Source organism: Faecalimonas canis (assembly GCF_054601575.1).
This window is the reverse complement of sequence record NZ_BAAHSI010000005.1, coordinates 1-20,139: the sequence shown is the minus strand read 5'-3', so window position 1 is coordinate 20,139 and position 20,139 is coordinate 1. Positions and strand designations below refer to the sequence as shown.

Sequence of the window (20,139 nt, the reverse complement as noted above, 5' to 3'; positions counted from 1 at the left end):
GACGTAAATGTAAGGTTGCAAAAACTAAAGACATTGCATTGTTGCGGAGTTGGAAAGGAAACCGTATGAAACAAATACAGATACCGGAGCAGCTATTTATGGAACTTGTAAAATTCCATTTGCTGGATATGGAAGAAAATTTACCAAGCATAAAACAAGGATTAGAAGCAAAGTTGGATTCTTTGGTAATGAGAGATTTATATTCAAAATACAAAACTGCGCCCACAGAGGAAGAACGGGAACAGGCGAGAAAAGAATATCTGGACAGACGAGGAGTGCCGGAGAAATTCCGTTGGTAAATCTTCCTTGATGATAAAAACAGGAGCGTGCCACGCACCTGTCAATAACAGATAAGGCAGGAAGGGAGTGTTGCGGATGTTAAAGCAGCCGGATAGAGAAAGCAGAAATGTGAATGATTTATTTTATGAGATGGAGGGCAGGCAGATACAAAAAATGAACAAGGTGCTGGCAGGTGTGCAACTGACAAAAGTAGAGGAAAGAACTCTAATATGGCTTGCCGGATGGGAAGAAAGTACCGTAGACCACCTGCTGTCAGTCATAGAAAGAGCAGCCCGGATACGGGCAGAGAAAAAGGGCGGATACGCCCATAAATCTAAGCGTGAGTCCGAGAAGTAATCGGATTGTGCGAAATAAAATAGGCCCTCGGCGTTTGAGAGCGAAATACACTCATCGCACAAAACTAAAGTTTTATGCTCTGTGTATTTCGCCCTGCTGGGAGCAAACCGCCGACAGGCGGATAGGTTCGTAAACAGGTGCTTATGCACCTACTCACAATAAAGCCGGCGAGAGCCGAGGAAGGAGGATGCTTATAGGCAGACATTCATTTATCAGACAAAGCAAGCTGTCCGATGTGGCAGGCAGGATTGATTATATCTCCAATCCGAAACGACAGGAATATCTCTATGCGACCTATCAGACAGAAGGAGCAACACCGGAGTTTTGGAAAAATCTTGCAAGAGAAAATCAGTTGGACTTTAAGGCAAGTGGATCAGCAGGGAAATGTATTGAAGGGCGTGAGTTTATTATTGCACTTCCCGAAAGTTTTGTTCAGTACAGGTCAGACGATGTGGTAAGACTTTTTACGGAGACTTTTCATAAAAGATATGGTATGGAATGCAGTGCTGCCCTCCATCACAATAAGGCAAAGACGAATTATCATATTCATCTGGTATTCAGTGAACGGAAAATGTTGGAACAACCCGAAGTGAAGATCGCAACCCGAAATATGTTTTATGATGAACAGGGGAAGCATAGACGCACAAAGAAAGAGATTTTAGACGAGCAAGGCAATCTTCGGGCGGGATGCAGTATCATCCCCAAAGGAGAAGTTTATGAAAGCCATATCTTCACGAAAAAGGATGAATGGTTTAAGAACAAAGCATTTACTAAAGAAGTCAAGGAACTGTTTACCGATATGATCAACCGATATGTAAAAGAGGAATCAGAAAAACTATCCGTATTCCAACAGGGCGGCGTTTATCTGGCAACGAAGAAAATCGGAAAGAACAATCCGAAAGCAGAGGAGATAAAAGCAGATAATGCCGCAAGGCAGGAATGGAATCGGATAGTTGATGTGGCATTAGTTGAGGGTGTTCCTGAAGAAGATATTTTGAAGATCAAGCAGGAAAAAATCACAGACAAAACGCTGCAATCTATCAGGACACATGGTTGGCTGCCGGATATGTTCCGTCAGATTATCCGAGGTGCAAAAGACTTTTTACAGGAAGTGATTTTCAAATTTAAGCTACCGCCAAGACCTGTGCCAAAGATTGACTTGCAGGAGTGGAAAGATATGCAGAAGATTATGTATGAATTGCAGGGACAGTCAAGGGAGATAAAACGCACACAGCAAGATATTTCTTCTTTGAAAAAGCAACTGTCAGAGTTACGAGGACTATTTAAAGGCAAAGAGCGAAAATCTCTGGAAGGGCGAATTGAACTGTTAGAGGATTTGGAAAAGCGTCTGCACAAGAGTATGGAGCAGATCGTAAAACGTGAAGGTTATCCTAATGTGCAAGCCTTTCAGAAGGTCTATAACAAAGCAGAAGCGCTAATTATGGAATACAATGAAGAACTGCGGGCATGGAAAAATCAGACGGAGCAGAAGAAAGAAAATCCATTAGAACAACCGAAAAAAGCAAGCGTTCTGGAAAAACTGCACCGCTATCAGCAGGAAGGCAGACAGCAGCCGAAACGGTCAGTTAAGAAAAAATCTATGGATAGAGAACGATAAGAAAGGTAGAATATAGGATGGTTAATTAGTTGATATAGAAAAGCAAGTACAAGGAATTATATAATGATTAAAAAATGATGATACTATAGAATGGAGGGTAATATAAACAATATATAGATGTGTGCATGGAAGATTGTAGATAAAAAAAATATTTACATATAATTGTTACAGGCAAATGGAGTGGATGCAACTGTTAAAACAATATAATGGATGGCGATTGAGTAATTGCTCTCAGTTGATTATTTAGAGTCTCTTAATTCGATACTGTAAAAAATTATGACTATAGAGGAAATATGTTGATGACTATAGAGGAAATATGTTGACTTATTGTATTCAGGAACGTATTATTAATTATGGAGGATTATGGATATGGATATAATAACTGTATTTGCATCTAATGTGAAAATGTATCGTACAAATAGAGGATTGTCACAAGATAAACTTGCAGAAATGACGGGATTACATAGAACATATATTAGTGCTATAGAATGCAAAAAGAGGAGTATTGCATTGGAGAATGTTCAAAAAATTGCTGATGCCTTAGCAATAGATACATATTTATTGTTTAAACCATGTGAAGGAATAAAAACAGGAGGGAAAAATGAGTCAAAAAAGAAAATATAAACAATATTTTACTCCTAATAGATTAGCAGAATATATGGTGAATATTGTTCCAGATGCCTCTGTTTGTTCAGTAGTGGACTTATCAATGGGAGAATGTGGTTTGTTAGAAGAGGCAAGGAAAAGATGGAGAACAGCGACTTTATATGGTGCAGATATAGATGAAACGTTGATAGAGAAAATTAATGTAAGTAGCCCTTATATTCATACATATTTAGGAGATAGTTTGTCTCCGAATATAGAAAGCTGGAATGGATATAATGTAATAGTAAATGGAAAAGGATTTGATTTAGCAATAGCAAATCCACCATTCAATTTTTATGATCAAGGAGAATTTTTAGTAAATAATGAAAAACTATCGTTGCCAATTGAAATGCGTTTTCTTATGAAATATATTGAGATTGTGAAAGAGGATGGGTTCATTTGTATTATATTACCTTATGGTTTTTTATCTTTGGATGCATACGAAGAATTTCGAATAAAAATTTTATCAAAAGTAACGATATTAAAAATAATGAAGATTTTTAACAATTGTTTTGATCATATTGATGCTGACACTTGTTTGATTTTAATGAAAAAAAATAAAAAGAATAAGATAGATATCCAAGAAAAAATAACGGTTGAATATTTATCAGATAAATATGAATTATTGAATAAACATACAGTGATAACAGCTGAAACTAAGAGATGGGATTTAGAATATCAGCAGTTATTGGAGAATGATTTTGCGTGTTGTTCTAAATTTAAAAAGGTTGCATTAGAAAGTTATATAAAGACTTGTAGAAGAGGGAAGTCTATTACCAAAAACAAAGATATAATTTCTGATAAAGGGACTAGATTTATTCATACAACGGATGTAAAGAATTTGTATATTAGTAATAAACATAAGCAATATGTAAATGATTATAAAGGGGTTTTGAAAAAATCTGTACTTTATAAAGAAAATATTTTAATTGGTAGAGTAGGGCAAGGATGTATTGGGAAGGTAGGAATAGTATTAAAGCAATATCCTAAAATGTTTTTTAGCGATTGTTTATTTGCGATAGAAAGTGAAAATATAAATCCGTATTACTTAACATTATTTTTAGCATCTGAATTCGGTCAAGCGCAGCTTAAAGGAATAGCAAAAGGGTCATGTAGTAAATATATAACTCTTAAAGAATTATATAATATATATATATTTGTTCCAGATCAGTATATACAAGATTATTTTGGAAATAAGTACCAAGCGTTATTAAGTAGACCGGGTAGAGTGAATAAAGACATCTTATTTTATAATCTTTTAGAAGAGTTAAATGAAGCGATAAAAATGAAAGGGTGATACAAATGGCATGGTCATCTTATGCTCACTTACCAAATAGAGAAGAAGAATATTGGATGATATTATCTAATTTAAAAAATGGAATGTCTGTTGCTGAAGTAGATAAAATAATATCAATTGTAAAAGGAAAGGAAAAAGTACAGCATCATTACAGGCGTAATCTTGCTAATATTGGGTTATTTGATACTTGGAATGGGAAAATTTGTTTGAATTATGATGTATTAAAGTTAAAAAAACGAAAATCTTATTTAAAACAGATATTGTTGGAGTGCGTTTTGGAATGTAAAAATGTAGAATTTGATACTATAAAATGTACTGTTCAGCAAGAAAAGACATATGATTTACAGAAAATCGTAGATAGTTTAAAAAAGCAAAAGCCAGAACTTGAAAGACAAAATCTAATTAGATGGATACGACCTGTTGTAAATTTATTAAAGATTGTTGATATTTTAAAACTAGAAAGAGATTCGAGAAAGGATGGAAGCGAACGTTTTTTGCAAGACGCATACTTAAGCTTGGCAAAAAGTTTTGGAAAAGAAATTGCGTTGGAAGATGTTGATCAGGAATTAAAAAAAATGGACGAATCATATAATGTTGTATTTTTTTTAGAACGATTAGTGATGAATGGAAAAGAAAAGTTCAAAATTGAATTGCTTATGATGCCAGCTTGGGCAACTCGAAATAAAGTTTACAAGATAAATGGAGACTATTATACACATTTGAGAATAAAGACTAATTTAGTATAGGGAGGCAAATATTGTGAAAAAAAATATATCTGCAAATGAGTGCAAATCTATGTTTAATGATAAATTTAGTACATTGAATATGAAAGAAATAGGGATTGAATTAAAACATTTTTCTATGGGGACGGCTCCTGAAAACCCATCTTTTTTAGTTAATCAAGATGATTTGAAAAAGAAAATTGTAGAAAAGTTTTGTGATTTTTTTGATGAGAATAAATCTAAAGGTTTAGAAGTTATCTTTTTAAAAAGTAACTATGGTAATGGTAAATCGCATTTTATAAGAATGATATATACATTTTTGAATGAATATGAGAATGTAATTGCTAGAAAAGTATCTTTGAAACAAGAAGAAACAGATTTAAAGAAAAAAATTTTGGAAAGTATTAGCCAAAAGAAGTTGAAAGAATGTGCAACTTTTTTAGTTGATTCAGCTATGAATGATGCGTTATCTGATGAAAAAGATGCTGTATTACTTTCTATTAGTGAAAAATATAGTGTAGGCACAAATCTTTCACTAATATTATATGAAGCAGCTCGAAGCGAGGATATTTCGAAACAAGTTCAAGCGATTGCCATACTTAAAGGTAATTATTTGCCTTCATATTTAAAAACTTTTGGTTGTAAAAGTAAAGATTTGTCTAGCGAATTCTTTTATGATGTAATTAAATTGATTTCAGTTTATTTGGAAGAAAAAAAAGAATATCTTGTAGTTGTTTTTGATGAATATGAACATGTTTTTTCTTGGAAAAGCAATGCTGCAAGAAAAAGTTTATATGAAGACATAAAACTGTTTACTGATAATATTGATACTTTTGGAAATTTGTTTTTTGTATTTGCAGAGAGTATCTCGGCAGAGAATCAAACGGAAAGTATGGATGATCCAGCATTTGTTTCAAGAAAAGCTAATTTAACTTATCAAATATCTGATATTTCATCGGAAAATGAAGTTAATAAGTTGCTAAAAATGATTTTGAAAAGATACCAAAAATATTATGCGATTTCATTAGAAGAATATGTGGATGATATATTAGAATTAGTTAATGAGGATGCCTTGGTAAAAACTAAGACAAATTATAGAGGTTATACACAAACTATAATGAAAGTTCTTGACCAGTTTAGAAATAAGCCACAAAGAATAAAAAAAGATAATGGGAAAATCGAATCGAATAAAACGTTTCAGGGTGAAATGAATAGTTGGATATTAAAATGGAAAAAGTCAACATCGATTTCTAAAAAAACTATGTTGTGTGAAATATTGGAACAAATATTAGTAAAGACGGGAGAAAATATAATTTCGCAGAGTAAAAAAAGAGGAGAATATATTACAGAGAGCATGAATATAAAGAAAAAATATTTTGTTGTCTGTACAGATAATCCTAGTTTACGTGACCTCGAAAAAAGATATAGAGGTATGGTAGATAAAAGGGAAAAAGATGCTCTGTTATATGTGATATATCCTGTTATAGAAGAGCAAATAGATATAGTAGTAGGTGATAAACTGGTTTTTTATGATGAAAATACAGTTGATATGCTTTTTAGAGCGATTTATGATACCGAGAAAAAATATGATAGTATAGATTCATATTTTGAGATTCTAAATAAAAGGAGTAATAATGCAGAAGAAAATTAAAGTATTTGAAGGGACATACGAAAATTCGATATTTTCTATTGGTGAATTCTCATTTGCGTTGGTGGAAAGTGAAAAAGGGGAAATGATAAAATATCAAATTGAAATACATGTAACAGATTATGAACCTTTAGATGTAAGATTTTTTCTAGAAGAAATTGTCCCTGAATTAGAGTTTGTTTTAGATATACCGAAAGAATTGACATATTACATAAAAAAGTATGAAGAAGATCAGAATCCAAATGATGAAAGTCTATTTCATGACATTAGAACTAAGTATGTTGAATTTGTTAAAATAAGCGAAATGGATGCTTTGAATTGTGCCGAGAAAATAATGATATTGGGATTTAGCATAGTTAAAGAAAAAATATACATAGTTATTAAAGCTTTTTCCCTTAATGCTCTTTCTGCGTTTGTAGAAAAATTAAAAAATTATTGTGGCGAAAATGATATAGAATTTAGTGTAACTGAGAATATACGGTGGCTAGAATTAAAACAATATATAGTTAAGAAAGCTGAAATGACAAGAGGGTGTCAAAGTCAAGAATTTCTTGAAAAAACCTTGATAAGAAAATATTTTTCTAAGTTTATGAATATTTTTAAAAAAATTGATAGAGATGGATATTTTAAAAAAAAGTTTTATAAAGAAGTTATGTTTCAAGAAAAAACACTTTCGAGTGGAGATATAATATCAGTTCAAATTAATCAAGTAAGTAAATTTTTTTCACCGTATTGGAAATATAATATTAATTCTAATAATAAAGAAATTCTATGTCTTCATGATGAGATGCCAAGTGATGGTAAAGTAGAAGAATATGTTTATACATTTAAACCAAGTTTAATGGGATATTATTTAAAAAATTGGTTTGAAGATTTTACGGTAGAAATTATTAAAAAAACAGATTTTTCACCATATACTGTCATGCAGATTATGTCTGGAAATAGATTTAATTTTTTCGCAAATGAAGATCAAAAGAATGAGAGAGAAATAGATGTAATTGTAAATGTGGAGATTCAAGGAATATCAAAACTAATAGCTATAGAATGTAAAAAAACATTGTCTGATAAAGAGATTCAGATTACAAATAAAAAATGTAGAGAAAAAATAATTAATAGTGGAAATAATCTTTTTGATGCATTTATTCATATTGGCTGCTTTTCAAACGAAGTAAATTTTGAGAAAAATTTTCAAGGAACACAATTAAAATATAAACAGGGGATAATAGGTGGTTCTGATGGAATCTTAGATGTTCCATTTTATGCATTCGATATTTCTTCAATAGAGGATTATGAAAAGAAATTGAAATATGTAATAAAAGATATTTTTAAAAATTGGTAATTAAATTTACTATTATAAAACATATGAATACTGCTTGATGTGATGAGAAATAGAGTTTATTGTATGACAGAAAACACTAATCCATATGGCTCTATTTTGGCTCTAATAATTTAGCATGAGAAAAATATCAGATAAAATTCAGAGAATATGAATACAAAATGACACAAATATGTACTGAAAAGTACCTAGATTATCCTATCCGCACCCGAATTCGAATAAACAAAAATGCTTAGTAAACCCAGCGTTTATGCGGGTTTGCGGCACTTTCAAAAGCCTTTTGATAACAAATTGATAACAGTTGCATAAGAGCCATTATTCTTGTAATCCGGTGGTTTTATGGTTAAAGAATAATTGACAGGCGGTTGTGCAACAAATAAATCCATATTAGAAAGCCCTTAGCTGTGGGTATAAAACTCATGGCTAGGGGCTTTTTTTATTTTTATTATATAAATTTATCTGAAAGAGAATTTATTGATTTGTTTATATTTTTCAAGGCAGATAACTCATCCTTAATGTCTGGCTCGAGTGAAAGAATTTTATGTACATAGTTCAAATCTACTTTATATGATTCGGTGAATTCTTTACCACAAGTAGAATAATGTATTTCAACAGTCAACTCTGTCTCGCTGAAATCTGTAAAATCAAAAATAGTGCCGACGTGTTGTTGAGGTGCAAGGAATATGTTGCTTAGTCTTGTGATGTTAAATTCGCTTACATCGGAATGTCCTATTTTTGACCAATCTAAATCGGGAGATATTTTTAGTGATATAAGTTTTGCAGGGGAGTTACCAAAATTTTTGATAATCAAATCATGTGTTACCCCAATTGCACTTTTTTGAACATAAAAAATAAGATTTCCACGATTTTGTTCAAAATATTGTTTTTGTTGTTCGTTTAATTGTTTTTTCATTTCAGATAAATTTTTGTAAGTCAAAATAACAGCAACGATAGACGCTATTAGTGCTAAAAAGCTTACGGTAGTTCCAATGCATTGGAAAAGTGTTGAATGCCATTCTGCTGGTGTCATGTTTATTCTCCTTTTACGGTGTTATTAGAGTGTTATTTGTCGATAAGGTGGTCTTTGAACATTTCAACTAAAGCGTCACTAAGTTCCTGTGATGGCACTTTTGCCCACACTTGAGAGGTATCGAACTTCGGATAGTGATAACGCCAGTTATCGTATTCTTCCTTACTGATTTTTTCGGAAGATAACTTGTCTGCCTGTTCTTTCCAAGCATAGAGCATTTTCAGTAGTTCGTGTGCGTCTTTCCCTTTGTCCTTGTTGACTTTCAGACAGACCTCTCCGTCTGCTTTGCTGACAGTCAGCCCATATAAATCTTCAAGGGTAAACAAAGTGTGCATCAGCCCAATATAGCTGTCAATGTTGGGGACATCGAGGGCATGAGGGGAAACATCAAGTGCCTGTGCCAGTGCAGCAGTAAGTTCCGCTTTCGGTTTTCTTGTTCCTGTTTCATATTGTGCTAGACGTACATCGGCACTTCGCTCAGGAAAGCCGACAATCGTACCAAGATATTTTTGTGTCATTCCACGCAGAATGCGGAAAAAATGTATTCTTTCTCCAATCGCCATAATCATCGCTCCTTGTATATGTAGTGTAATTAGTATAGCAGATATGTTTAGGCGAAGTCAAGATAATACAAAACAAAAAAGTTTAATATTTTCCCGAAAACCACTTGACACAAACAAATATGCTTAGTATAATGAGTTTAAAATTAAGCAAATAAGTTTAGAAAAAAGGAGGACAATGTATGGAGAACAAATTTATTCGTGCCGAAGAAGTGGCACAGGAACTAAGCGTATCAAAGCCTTATGCCTATAAGTTAATCCGACAGTTGAATGAGGAATTGAAAGAAAAAGGCTTTATTACGATTACAGGGCGTGTGAACCGCCAGTATTTTTATGAAAGGCTCTACGGAGCAGGAAAGGAGGAAAAGTAATGCCGGTATTTAAGAATGAAACCAATGGAACATGGTACGTGATGGCGAGGTATGTGAACTGGAAAGGAGAGCGTAAGCAGAAATGCAAACGCGGTTTTGCTACCAAGAAAGAAGCACAGGACTGGGAGCGGATGTTTCAATTACAGACTTCTTCAGATATGGATATGAGCTTTGAGGCTTTTACCGAGCTGTATATCCGAGATGTAAAAAACAGGCTGAAAGAAAACACATGGTTGACAAAGGAGCATATCATCCGCACGAAGATACTTCCGTATTTTGGCAAGTTAAAAATCAGCGAGATTTCCACAAAGGAGATTATCGCATGGCAGAATGAACTGCTTGCCTATCGGGATGAGAAGAAAAAGCCATACTCACAGACCTACCTAAAAACGCTGCATAATCAACTGTCAGCCATATTTAATCATGCGGTACGTTATTATGAGTTGCGTTCCAATCCTGCCGCAAAGGTGGGAAATATGGGAAGTGAGGAACACAAGGAAATGCTGTTTTGGACAAAGGAAGAATACAAGAAGTTCTCTTTTGAGATGATGGACAAGCCAGTTTCCTTTTATGCTTTTGAAATGCTTTACTGGTGCGGTATCCGAGAAGGGGAATTGCTTGCACTAACCGCAGCGGATTTCGATTTTGAGAAAGAAACAGTCAGAATTAACAAATCTTATCAGAGGCTACACGGAGAAGATGTGATTACCACACCGAAAACAAAGAAAAGCAACCGCATAATCAAAATGCCGAAGTTTCTTTGTGAGGAAATGCAGGAATATCTTGGGATGCTCTACGGATTGAAGAAGAAAGACCGCATTTTTACAGTCACAAAAAGTTATCTTCATCACGAGATGGACAGAGGGGCAGAAGCCGCAGGCGTAAAGCGTATCCGCATTCATGATCTCAGGCACAGCCATATCAGTTTACTCATTGATATGGGATTTTCGGCGGTGGCGATTGCAGACCGTGTGGGGCATGAAAGCATTGACATCACTTATCAGTACGCTCATCTATTCCCGTCAAAACAGACGGAAATGGCAGATAGATTAGATGATTTAGGGAAAGGGGAGATTGCAAATGTCAGCTAAGAACAGGGATAACAAAAACCGATGGAGAAATATCACAGTAGGATTTCGGGTATCTCCCGAAGAAAATGAACGTATCAACAAGGCGGTTGCCTTATCGGGACTGCCGAAACAGGAATACTGTTACCGCCGCTGTCTGAATCAGGATGTGGTGGTACAGGGCAATCCGAGAGTGTATAAGGCACTCAAACTAGAACTTGCTGCTGTCCTTGCAGAGTTAAAGAGGATTGAAGCGGGGAGCAGCGTGGATGAGGAACTGATGAATATCATTGAACTGATTGCCATTATTCTTGGCGGTTTGAAAGGAGAGAATGAAAATGGAGAATAAAAAAGAAAAGACTGCCCCGAATGTATCTGTTGGCGCAGATACGGAGCAGCCAATTTTCAAAAACACTAAAAGTAGTATATCCGAGTACGAGGAAAATATCAAGAGTTTTGAGGAAATGCAGAGAGAAATGCAGTTGAGTTTAGACCCCTCCTATCTCAAAGCAGTTTCCATGAATGAACTGTTTGACACCCAATATCAGAGCAAGCCGCCGTTGATCGACGGTCTGCTCTATCCCGGCACCTATATTTTTGCAGGTTCTCCCAAACTGGGAAAGAGTTTCCTGATGGCACAGCTTGCCTATCACGTCAGTACAGGCAGACCGCTTTGGAATTATACCACCCGAAAAGGAACGGTGCTGTATCTTGCCCTTGAAGATGATTACCGCCGTTTGCAGGAACGTTTGTACCGAATGTTTGGAACAGAGAGTGCAGAAGACCTGTACTTCTCTGTTTCTGCCAGCCAGTTAGGAAAAGGATTGGATGAACAGCTTGCAAGGTTTGTGGCGGAGCATATGGACACGAAACTGATTATTATTGACACGCTTCAAAAGGTGCGTGAGGTTGGTGGAGATAATTACAGCTATGCAAATGATTATCAGATTATGGCAAGACTGAAAAGTTTTGCAGACGCCCACAGTCTTTGTATCCTGCTCGTACACCACACAAGGAAACAGACTGCGGATGATAAGTTTGATATGATTTCAGGAACAAGCGGATTGCTTGGTGCAGCGGATGGGGCGTTTCTCCTTCAAAAAGAGAAACGGACAGGCAATGCCGCAACTTTGGAAGTATCGGGTAGGGATCAGCAAGACCAAAAGCTATATCTTATCCGCAATACAGAAACGTTATTGTGGGAGCTGCAAAGGGCAGAAACTGAATTATGGAAAGAACCGCCAGAGCCTTTACTGGATGAGATTGACGAACTTGTTATGAAGGATAAATCCTTTTGGGAAGGCTCAGCAACGGAACTGGTTTCGCTGATAAAGGTGGAAATTCAGCCCCATGTCATCACACGAAAACTGAATATTCTTTCAGGGCGATTGTATGAAGAGCATGGCATTTATTATCAGAGTACCCGCACCCATGATGGAAGAAAAATACGGTTTTGGAAAGACGATACAGAAACAGCGTGACAGTTGGTGACGGTTGTGACGGTATTTTTGACAGCGGGGGCGGTATGGAAATAACCGTCACAACTGTCACATACCGTCACGGAAAGGATGAGATACGATGAGAAATGTGCAAATATCACAGGAGTTATTTATGCAGCTGCTCCGATTTCACCTGATGGGAGATGAGAGTTGCGAGAAAGAAATCCAGAAAGAGTTGGAGAAAAAAATGGACAGAATGGTCATGCGTGACCTGTTTGGAAAATCAAAAACTGCACCCACAGAGGAAGAACGGGAACAGGCAAGAAAAGAATATCTGGATAGGCGAGGAGTGCCGGAGAGTTTCCGTTGGTAATTCTTCTTTGATGATAAGGACAGGGGCGTGGCACACCCCTGTAAATAACAGACAAGGCAGGAAGTGGATATAAATTCAAATTTATAGCAGAAGGGAGAGAGGCGGATGTTAAAGCAGCCGGAAAGAGAAAGCAGAAATGTGAATGATTTCTTTTATGAGATGGAGGGCAGACAGATACAAAAAATGAACAAGGTACTGGCAGGAGTGGAACTGACAAAAGCAGAAGAAAAAACCTTGCTATGGCTTGCCGGATGGGAAGAAAGTACCGTAGATCATCTTCTGTCAGTCATAGAAAAAGCAGCCCGGATACGGGCAGAGAAAAAGGGCGGATACGCCCATAAATCTAAGCATGAGTCCGAGAAGTAACCGGACTTTGTTAAACAAAAACAAGCCCTCGGCGTTTGAGAGCGAAATACACCCATCGCACAAACTTCGTTTATGCTCTGCGTATTTCGCCCTGCCGGGAGCTATGCTGCCGATAGGCAGATAAGTTCGTAAACAGGTGCCTATGCACCTACTCACAGTAAAGCCGGCGAGAGCCGAGGAAAGGGGGATGCTTATAGGCAGACATTCATTTATCAGACAAAGTAAGCTGTCCGATGTGGCGGGAAGGATTGATTATATCTCCAATCCGAAACGTCAGGAATATCTCTATGCGACCTATCGGACAGAAGGAGCAACACCGGAGTTTTGGAAAAATCTTGCAAGAGAAAATCAGTTGGATTTTAAGGCGAGCGGATCAGCAGGGAAATGTATTGAGGGGCGTGAGTTTATCATTGCACTTCCCGAAAGTTTTGTTCAGTACAGGGCAGAGGATGTGGTAAGGCTTTTTGCGGAGACTTTTCATAAAAGATATGGCATGGAGTGCATCGCTGCTCTTCATCACAACAAGACAAAGACGAATTATCATATTCATCTGGTATTCAGCGAACGTAAAATATTGGAACAGCCCGAAGTAAAGATTGCTACCCGAAATATGTTTTATGATGAGCAGGGGAAGCATAGACGCACAAAGAAAGAGATTTTGGATGAGCAGGGCAATCTTCGGGCGGGATGCAGTATCATCCCCAAAGGGGAAGTTTATGAAAGCCATATCTTCACGAAAAAGGATGAATGGTTTAAGAACAAAGCATTTATCAAAGAAGTTAAAGAACTGTTTACTGATACGATCAACCGATATGTAAAAGAGGAATCAGAAAAACTATCCGTATTCCAACAGGGCGGCGTATATCTGGCAACCAAGAAAATCGGAAAGAACAATCCGAAGGCAGAGGAGATAAAGGAGGACAATGCGGCAAGGCAGGAATGGAATCGGACAGTTGATGTGGCATTAGTCGAGGGCGTTCCCGAAGAAGATATTTTGAAGATCAAGCAGGAAAAAATCACAGACAAAACGCTGCAATCTATCAGGACACACGGTTGGCTGCCGGATATGTTCCGTCAGATTATCCGAGGTGCGAAAGATTTTTTACAGGAAGTAATTTTCAAATTTAAACTACCGCCTAAACCTGTACCAAAGATTGACTTGCAGGAATGGAAAGATATGCAGAAGCTCATGTATGAATTGCAGAGACAGTCCATGGAGATAAAACGCACACAGCAGGATATTTCTTCTTTGAAAAAGCAACTGTCACAGTTACGAGGACTATTTAAAGGCAAAGAGCGAAAATCTTTGGAGGGGAAAATTGAATTGTTAGAGGATTTGGAAAAGCGTCTGCACAAGAGTATGGAGCAAATCGTCAAGCGAGAAGGGTATCCTAATGTGCAAGCCTTTCAGAAGGTCTATAACAAGGCAGAAACACTAATCATGGAATACAATGAAGAGCTGAGAGCATGGAAAAATCAGACGGAGCAGAAGAAAGAAAATCCATTAGAAAAGCCGAAAAAAGCGAGTGTGCTGGAAAAGCTGCACCGTTATCAACAGGAAGGCAGACAGCAGCCGAAACGGTCAGTTAAGAAAAAATCTATGGATAGAGAACGATAAGAAAGGTGGAAACGATTATGAAGAAAACAATTTTTGAAGAAATGGGCGGCACTTATATGAGACATGGGGATTATCTTATCCCCTGTCTTGCCTTGCTGGAGGAAGAGCCAAGATTTATCGGCGTATGGGGACAAAGACATTTACGGTATTTGAAAGAGCATAAGAGAGCGGTTTATATTACTCTGCTTACAAGTGGCAGGCTGAATAGTTATCTTGCAGATATAGAAGAACAGGCACAGGAACGTATTGAAAGGATTGTAGAGCAGATGAAACAGACACAGGGCATTACAGAACAGTTAAAAGCAGAAAATCAGATGGAATGGGTAGCGAGAATGAACAATATACAGGCGTGTGCGAGGGAGATTGTAGATATTGAATTGATTCATGTGTAAATATAAAGGTGGCAGAGAGAGTAAATTTTCTCTGCTATTTTTCTAAAATTACCATTTATTTTCCAGGCTATTAAGGATTATCGAGTTCTTGGTGAAAACAAATGTAAAATTGATGAAACATATTGAAATGATGATAGAAAACGTATATCATGGAAAATGACTAAGCAACCGGAAAGATAGTTAAGGATAAAAATATTATGAGGATAAGTTATAAAAAACTTTGGATAATGCTTGTTGAAAACGATATTTCACAGGCTACATTTCGAAAAGATTTGAATATAGCATGTGGAACAATGACAAAGTTGCGGAGAAATGAGGAAGTGGCTTTATCTATTCTTTTGCGGATATGTGAGTATTTCGATTGCAATATTGGGGATATCTGTGACGCAGTACGTGTAGAGACAGAGTAAATATTATATTTTGATGGAGGAAAGAGAAATGGCATTTTGTACTAACTGTGGACAAGAACTTATGGAAGGTGCTAAATTTTGTTCGAGTTGTGGTATGACTACAAATAATATACCGGATAATATGAGTAGTCAAAGGAAGACATTTTTTGAGGGGGAAATGCATAAATGTCCTAATTGTGGGGAGGTTTTAAAATCTTTTGCTTCATCCTGCCCTACTTGTGGATATGAAGTTAGAGGGGCAAAATCTTCACAATCTATACACGAATTTGCATTAAGAATTGCAAATGCTGAAACAGATGCACAAAAAATTAGTGTTATACGTAGCTTTCCTATTCCCAATACAAAAGAGGATGTTCTTGAATTTATAATTCTTGCAGCGACAAATTTTAATGCGGAGCAAAGTTTATCTGATAATGGAATAAAAAAAGATGTTTCAGATGCATGGTTTACCAAGATAGAACAAAGTTATCAAAAAGCAAAATTATTATTTTCTGGAGATAAAGATTTTTCAAAAATACAAAGTGTATATGAACAAACTTGTAATCAAATTAGGCTGTCAAAGCAAAATGTAAAGAAGGGTGCATTCGCCAATGCTATATTACATACAATTGGTTTGTGGAGTGGATTGATTATTTTTATTATAGCATTTTTCTTAGATATTTTTACATATTCAAACACATCAGTTTTTCATCTTGGGGGTGGCGCAATAATGATTGCCGGTGCTTTTATGATAGGAAAAAAATCTAAAGCATTTATTGAAGTTGGAATTGGTGTTGTATGCGGATTATTTGCCTTGTTATTAGGAACTCTTTTGCAAGAAACATTTTTCGAAAATGGTTCGATGATGGTTCTTACAGGAGGCGCCACTTTGATAATTGTTATTATACGTTTGGTAACAACCACTCTTAAGAAATAAGGAGGAGAAATATAATGTTGTTTGGGAAAAATAAGCACGGAGGCTTTATCGATGAAATCCGCTGTGATGAACCTTCGTATTTGATTTGGAAGTGGCATCCAGTAGGATCACAGCAAGGAGATAATAAAAGAGAAAACGCAATTCGCTGGGGATCTTCTTTGCGTGTAAAGGATGGCGAAGTTGCTGTGTTCGTATATAAACAAAAAGATGGTGCAATGCAGGATTTTATTGTTGGTCCATTTGATCAAACAATAAAAACAGCAAACTTTCCCGTACTTGCAAGCATAGTAGGATTAGCTTATGATGGAGGAACTCCTTTTCAAGCTGAAGTATATTTTATAAATCTTGCACAGATTATACAGGTTAGATTTGGTGTGCCTTTTTTTGATGTGTATGATCCTAGATTTGATGACTTTGGTGTTCCGGTAGCAGTTCGAGGTACAATTAGTTTTAAGATTGATGATTACCGAGAATTCATTAAGTTACATAGGCTGAATAACTTTAGTCTTGATGATTTTCAGCGACAGATTCGTGATACTGTAATACGATATGTAAAAGATACCGTTGCGAATGCACCAGCAACAAACAATATTCCATTGGTACAGATTGAAACTAAAACGGCACAGATCAATGATTTGGTGGAATTATACATTGGAGAAAGATTAAAGGAAGATTTCGGAGTTGATGTTTCGGGAGTTGATGTGGCTGCTATTGAACTTGATAAATCAAGTGATGGATATAGGCAACTTATGCGTATTACAAAAGATGTTACTTCTGCAACTGTTCAGGCAGAAACTGCTGCGAAAGTTAAAGATATTGCAGATAGGCAGCGTATTGAAGTTGAGCATTATGGAGAAAGTTTACGTATTCAGCGTGAAGAAGCGCAGTATGCTCAGCATAAGCAAACGCAGACTTCAAATTTGGGGGCTTTCCAAGTTGAAAAGCAAGCAGAAGTTGGTATTGCAGGTGCAGAAGCGCTCGGACAGATGGGGGTAAATGGTGCAGGTAAAATAAATCTAGGTGGAAATGGTAGTGGAGATGGATTCGATATGGCTGCTATGATGGCAAGCATGGCAGTTGGTGGTGCAGTTGGACAGAATATTGCTGGGGCAATGAATAATATGATGGGTGGAATAAATCAACCGATGAATGGCAATATGACACCGCCACCAGTTCCGACAACGGCTTATCATGTCGCTGTTAATGGACAAGCTACAGGTCCGTTCGATTTAAACACTTTAGAACAAATGGTGGTGACAGGACAATTTACAAAAGATAGTCTGGTATCTAGAGAAAAGGAGGAAAAGAAGAAAAAAGAGAGAGCAGGACAATTTACAAAAGATAGTCTGGTATGGAAGGCTGGAATGGCTGAATGGGTAAAGGCAGGAAGCGTGAAGGAGTTAAAAGAAGCACTTTCAAATGTAATGCCACCAGTTCCAGGGGTGGATCAGTAGAAATAATGAGTGAATTTATAAAATGGTTTTGGGATAATTTGTATTCTAATGCTTTAGAAATAATACTGGTTCTTTTTTCATTGTTAATACCATACTTGGGTTCTAAAATGAAACGCAGAAGAGATAATCGGGTTAAATTAAAAGAAACAGTTATTAAACCCACCCTAGTATTGTTAAAAAAGGAGATTTCTTATGAGAATTTTTTGAGTTTGGAGAAAGTTTCCAAAAGAGACAATGAAAAATATATGACACAGAAAGAGAAGGGAGTATATACCGATTTGATATCTACGTATGGATATATTGCGAGGAATAGTAAAAATCAAGTTGCTGCAGAAATTTTATTTTTGTATTTTAAAGAAAGCCTAAAACAGGTGGGAATAGACAATGTATTTATCCCCGTTATGTTTGATAATGAGATAGCGAATTGTGAGATACCGGAGGGCTATTTTGAGTTTCGGGATGATCTGCAACATGTTCTAAGCAAATTTGATTTTCAATATGAAACAGATAGATGTCAAGAACAAGTGATACAATTGTATGATTATTACTGTAAAAAATATTTTTCGCAAAAAAATATTCCATATTTTGAGAATTGTACAATGGAGAATGTGATTAAAGAAGCAGAACTTAGAAAAGAATGGTTGGGGAGATATCAGGAATTGAAGCAAGCGAAGCAAAGGTTTTTTGATCTTAAGATTGCTAAGAAAGTGTAGAAAAAGGATAGGTTAAATTTCTCGCACCACTGGTGCGAGAGTTGGAGAGGATAATTTTGGAAAATACAGATGTAATGGAATATGGGGCAGTAATCAACGAAATAAAAGAATTGATTCATAAAAAACAGTATCAAGTTATAAAGACTATAAATTCTGAAACGATAAATCTTTACTGGGAAATTGGCGAGGAAATTTATAGACAGCAAGAAGAAAATGGCTGGGGAAAATCCATTGTTCAAGTGTTGGCGAAAGAGTTACAAAAAGAATTTCCAGGAGCCAAAGGATATTCTACAGCAAATCTTTGGAGAATGCGTAATTTTTATTTAACATATCGTGATTCTGCAAAACTCGCACCACTGGTGCGAGAAATTAGTTGGAGCAATAATATCATCATTATGGAAAAGTGTAAGGATGATTTACAAAGAGAGTTTTATATTCAAATGACAAAGCGGTATGGTTGGACAAAAAGGATTTTAATTAATTTTGTCGAAGCGAAAACCTATGAAAAGTATTTGCTGAATCAGACGAATTTTGATTTAACGTTGCCAGAAGATCGGAGAATACAGGCAAAGCTGGCTGTAAAAGATGAATACATGTTTGATTTTGCAGATCTATCACCGGAGTATTCGGAACATGAACTGGAAGTTCAATTGGTAAATAATATTAGGGCATTTTTGATTGAAATGGGCGGTGATTTTACCTTTGTGGGCAATCAGTATCATTTGATGGCGGGAAATAGAGACTTATATATAGATCTTTTGCTATTCCATAGAAGGCTTAGAAGTTTAGTTGCTATAGAATTAAAAATAGGTGAATTCGAGGCAGAGTATGCTGGGAAAATGCAATTATATTTAACAGCACTAGACGAACAGGTGAAACTGCCAGAGGAAAATCCGTCTATTGGAATTATTATTTGCAAAAGCAAAGATAAAACATATGTGGAATATGCGTTGAAGCAGACAGGTGCGCCTATTGGAGTGGCAACATATCAGTTGAGGAGTACGTTGCCGGACGATATGAGAGCAATGTTACCTAATCCGGAGGAAATTGCGAAGAGGTTGAAGATATTGGAATAGTGAAGAGAAAATTTGATAAGACAGGAAGTGCCGAAAATCAAAAGGTTAATAATATTAAGAAAAAAGCGTACAGACAATTAAAACTTTTGAAAAAGAACCGAGAGACGATTGAGGTACTAAAGAAAAATCTTATTGAAGATAGGTTGAAGATACAGAAACAAATAATTGATTTTCTAAGCAAAACCGCTTATAATTTGAGTCGGAACATATTGCTATTATTCACAGTTACAGAGCGCGTGTTATCAATGCCGATAACAAAATGATAACATTAGCTTGTATAGGCAGGATAATATGGATAAATCAAATAATCAAAAGAAATGTAAACACGACAGCGAATAATCTCTAAACAAAATTGATTAGTAATTGTCGAGTTCGAATAGTTGATACATCTCTGGAAAGCCTTAATTTATAAGGTTTTTCAGAGATTTTTCTTTTATGGACTTTAGTCTGTT

Annotated in this window: 24 protein-coding genes; 22 read left to right on the top strand and 2 right to left on the bottom strand. The window is 36.0% G+C overall.

What is annotated here, in order from left to right; genetic code table 11:
* The first annotated feature begins 65 nt into the window (after window positions 1–65).
* The 8 genes from ACYPXO_RS01400 (at window position 66) to ACYPXO_RS01365 (ending at window position 7,905) form a co-directional block, all read left to right on the top strand.
* Window positions 66–299: a complexin-2 gene (locus ACYPXO_RS01400; protein WP_173909238.1), complete on the top strand. Its 234-nt coding sequence runs from the start codon at window positions 66–68 to the stop codon at window positions 297–299.
* A 76-nt stretch (window positions 300–375) separates the two neighbouring features.
* Window positions 376–636, top strand: a complete 261-nt coding sequence (locus tag ACYPXO_RS01395; RefSeq protein WP_459638939.1) for a hypothetical protein — start codon at window positions 376–378, stop codon at window positions 634–636.
* Window positions 637–823: 187 nt separating this feature from the next.
* Window positions 824–2,254: a MobA/MobL family protein gene (locus tag ACYPXO_RS01390; protein WP_459638938.1), complete on the top strand. Its 1,431-nt coding sequence runs from the start codon at window positions 824–826 to the stop codon at window positions 2,252–2,254.
* 369 nt (window positions 2,255–2,623) lie between these two features.
* Entirely contained in the window at window positions 2,624–2,878 is a 255-nt protein-coding gene (locus ACYPXO_RS01385; RefSeq protein WP_459638937.1) for a helix-turn-helix domain-containing protein, read from the top strand.
* On the top strand, window positions 2,856–4,196 hold the full coding sequence (locus ACYPXO_RS01380) for an N-6 DNA methylase (protein ID WP_459638936.1): 1,341 nt from the start codon (window positions 2,856–2,858) through the stop codon (window positions 4,194–4,196). The genes ACYPXO_RS01385 and ACYPXO_RS01380 overlap by 23 nt, the downstream gene beginning before the upstream one ends.
* A gap of 5 nt (window positions 4,197–4,201) precedes the next feature.
* Entirely contained in the window at window positions 4,202–4,942 is a 741-nt protein-coding gene (locus ACYPXO_RS01375; RefSeq protein ID WP_459638935.1) for a hypothetical protein, read from the top strand.
* Window positions 4,943–4,955: 13 nt separating this feature from the next.
* Window positions 4,956–6,569 carry a hypothetical protein gene (locus ACYPXO_RS01370; RefSeq protein WP_459638934.1) on the top strand — a complete coding sequence of 538 codons (1,614 nt, stop codon included), beginning with the start codon at window positions 4,956–4,958 and terminating at the stop codon, window positions 6,567–6,569.
* Entirely contained in the window at window positions 6,553–7,905 is a 1,353-nt protein-coding gene (locus ACYPXO_RS01365; RefSeq protein WP_459638933.1) for a hypothetical protein, read from the top strand. The genes ACYPXO_RS01370 and ACYPXO_RS01365 overlap by 17 nt, the downstream gene beginning before the upstream one ends.
* Before the next feature lie 442 nt (window positions 7,906–8,347).
* On the opposite strand, the gene ACYPXO_RS01360 is transcribed toward ACYPXO_RS01365, so the two are convergent.
* Window positions 8,348–8,932, bottom strand: a complete 585-nt coding sequence (locus ACYPXO_RS01360) for a hypothetical protein (protein WP_459638932.1) — start codon at window positions 8,930–8,932, stop codon at window positions 8,348–8,350.
* A gap of 32 nt (window positions 8,933–8,964) precedes the next feature.
* Window positions 8,965–9,495, bottom strand: a complete 531-nt coding sequence (locus tag ACYPXO_RS01355; RefSeq protein WP_459638931.1) for a helix-turn-helix domain-containing protein — start codon at window positions 9,493–9,495, stop codon at window positions 8,965–8,967.
* A gap of 179 nt (window positions 9,496–9,674) precedes the next feature.
* Between ACYPXO_RS01355 and ACYPXO_RS01350 the strand changes: the two genes are divergently transcribed.
* The 14 genes from ACYPXO_RS01350 to ACYPXO_RS01285 all read left to right on the top strand — a co-directional run bounded on the left by ACYPXO_RS01350 (window position 9,675) and on the right by ACYPXO_RS01285 (window position 19,687).
* Complete coding sequence (locus ACYPXO_RS01350) at window positions 9,675–9,863, top strand: LysR family transcriptional regulator (RefSeq protein WP_459638930.1); 189 nt, start codon at window positions 9,675–9,677, stop codon at window positions 9,861–9,863.
* Window positions 9,863–10,954, top strand: a complete 1,092-nt coding sequence (locus ACYPXO_RS01345; protein WP_459638929.1) for a site-specific integrase — start codon at window positions 9,863–9,865, stop codon at window positions 10,952–10,954. Before ACYPXO_RS01350 ends, ACYPXO_RS01345 begins: the two co-directional genes overlap by 1 nt.
* Window positions 10,944–11,279, top strand: a complete 336-nt coding sequence (locus ACYPXO_RS01340; protein WP_459638928.1) for a plasmid mobilization protein — start codon at window positions 10,944–10,946, stop codon at window positions 11,277–11,279. The genes ACYPXO_RS01345 and ACYPXO_RS01340 overlap by 11 nt, the downstream gene beginning before the upstream one ends.
* On the top strand, window positions 11,269–12,411 hold the full coding sequence (locus tag ACYPXO_RS01335) for a helicase RepA family protein (RefSeq protein WP_459638927.1): 1,143 nt from the start codon (window positions 11,269–11,271) through the stop codon (window positions 12,409–12,411). Before ACYPXO_RS01340 ends, ACYPXO_RS01335 begins: the two co-directional genes overlap by 11 nt.
* Window positions 12,384–12,512, top strand: a complete 129-nt coding sequence (locus ACYPXO_RS01330) for a hypothetical protein (protein ID WP_459638926.1) — start codon at window positions 12,384–12,386, stop codon at window positions 12,510–12,512. The genes ACYPXO_RS01335 and ACYPXO_RS01330 overlap by 28 nt, the downstream gene beginning before the upstream one ends.
* The gene (locus tag ACYPXO_RS01325; RefSeq protein WP_459638925.1) at window positions 12,509–12,742 is read left to right on the top strand and encodes a hypothetical protein; all 234 of its coding nucleotides are present in this window, start codon (window positions 12,509–12,511) and stop codon (window positions 12,740–12,742) included. Before ACYPXO_RS01330 ends, ACYPXO_RS01325 begins: the two co-directional genes overlap by 4 nt.
* Window positions 12,743–12,847: 105 nt before the next feature.
* Window positions 12,848–13,108 carry a hypothetical protein gene (locus ACYPXO_RS01320; protein ID WP_459638924.1) on the top strand — a complete coding sequence of 87 codons (261 nt, stop codon included), beginning with the start codon at window positions 12,848–12,850 and terminating at the stop codon, window positions 13,106–13,108.
* Window positions 13,109–13,295: 187 nt separating this feature from the next.
* The gene (locus ACYPXO_RS01315; protein ID WP_459638923.1) at window positions 13,296–14,726 is read left to right on the top strand and encodes a MobA/MobL family protein; all 1,431 of its coding nucleotides are present in this window, start codon (window positions 13,296–13,298) and stop codon (window positions 14,724–14,726) included.
* Between the two features lie 17 nt (window positions 14,727–14,743).
* A complete protein-coding gene (locus ACYPXO_RS01310; RefSeq protein ID WP_459638922.1) occupies window positions 14,744–15,118 on the top strand; it encodes a TnpV protein in 375 nt (124 codons plus the stop codon).
* A 197-nt stretch (window positions 15,119–15,315) separates the two neighbouring features.
* A complete protein-coding gene (locus tag ACYPXO_RS01305; RefSeq protein ID WP_459638921.1) occupies window positions 15,316–15,528 on the top strand; it encodes a helix-turn-helix domain-containing protein in 213 nt (70 codons plus the stop codon).
* Between the two features lie 28 nt (window positions 15,529–15,556).
* Entirely contained in the window at window positions 15,557–16,444 is an 888-nt protein-coding gene (locus ACYPXO_RS01300; protein WP_459638920.1) for a zinc ribbon domain-containing protein, read from the top strand.
* A gap of 14 nt (window positions 16,445–16,458) precedes the next feature.
* Window positions 16,459–17,898, top strand: coding sequence for an SPFH domain-containing protein (locus ACYPXO_RS01295; RefSeq protein WP_459638919.1), 1,440 nt, complete (start codon window positions 16,459–16,461; stop codon window positions 17,896–17,898).
* Entirely contained in the window at window positions 17,817–18,611 is a 795-nt protein-coding gene (locus ACYPXO_RS01290; RefSeq protein ID WP_459638986.1) for a hypothetical protein, read from the top strand. Before ACYPXO_RS01295 ends, ACYPXO_RS01290 begins: the two co-directional genes overlap by 82 nt.
* 56 nt (window positions 18,612–18,667) lie before the next feature.
* Window positions 18,668–19,687, top strand: coding sequence for a PDDEXK nuclease domain-containing protein (locus tag ACYPXO_RS01285; protein ID WP_459638918.1), 1,020 nt, complete (start codon window positions 18,668–18,670; stop codon window positions 19,685–19,687).
* The last annotated feature ends 452 nt before the right edge of the window (window positions 19,688–20,139 follow it).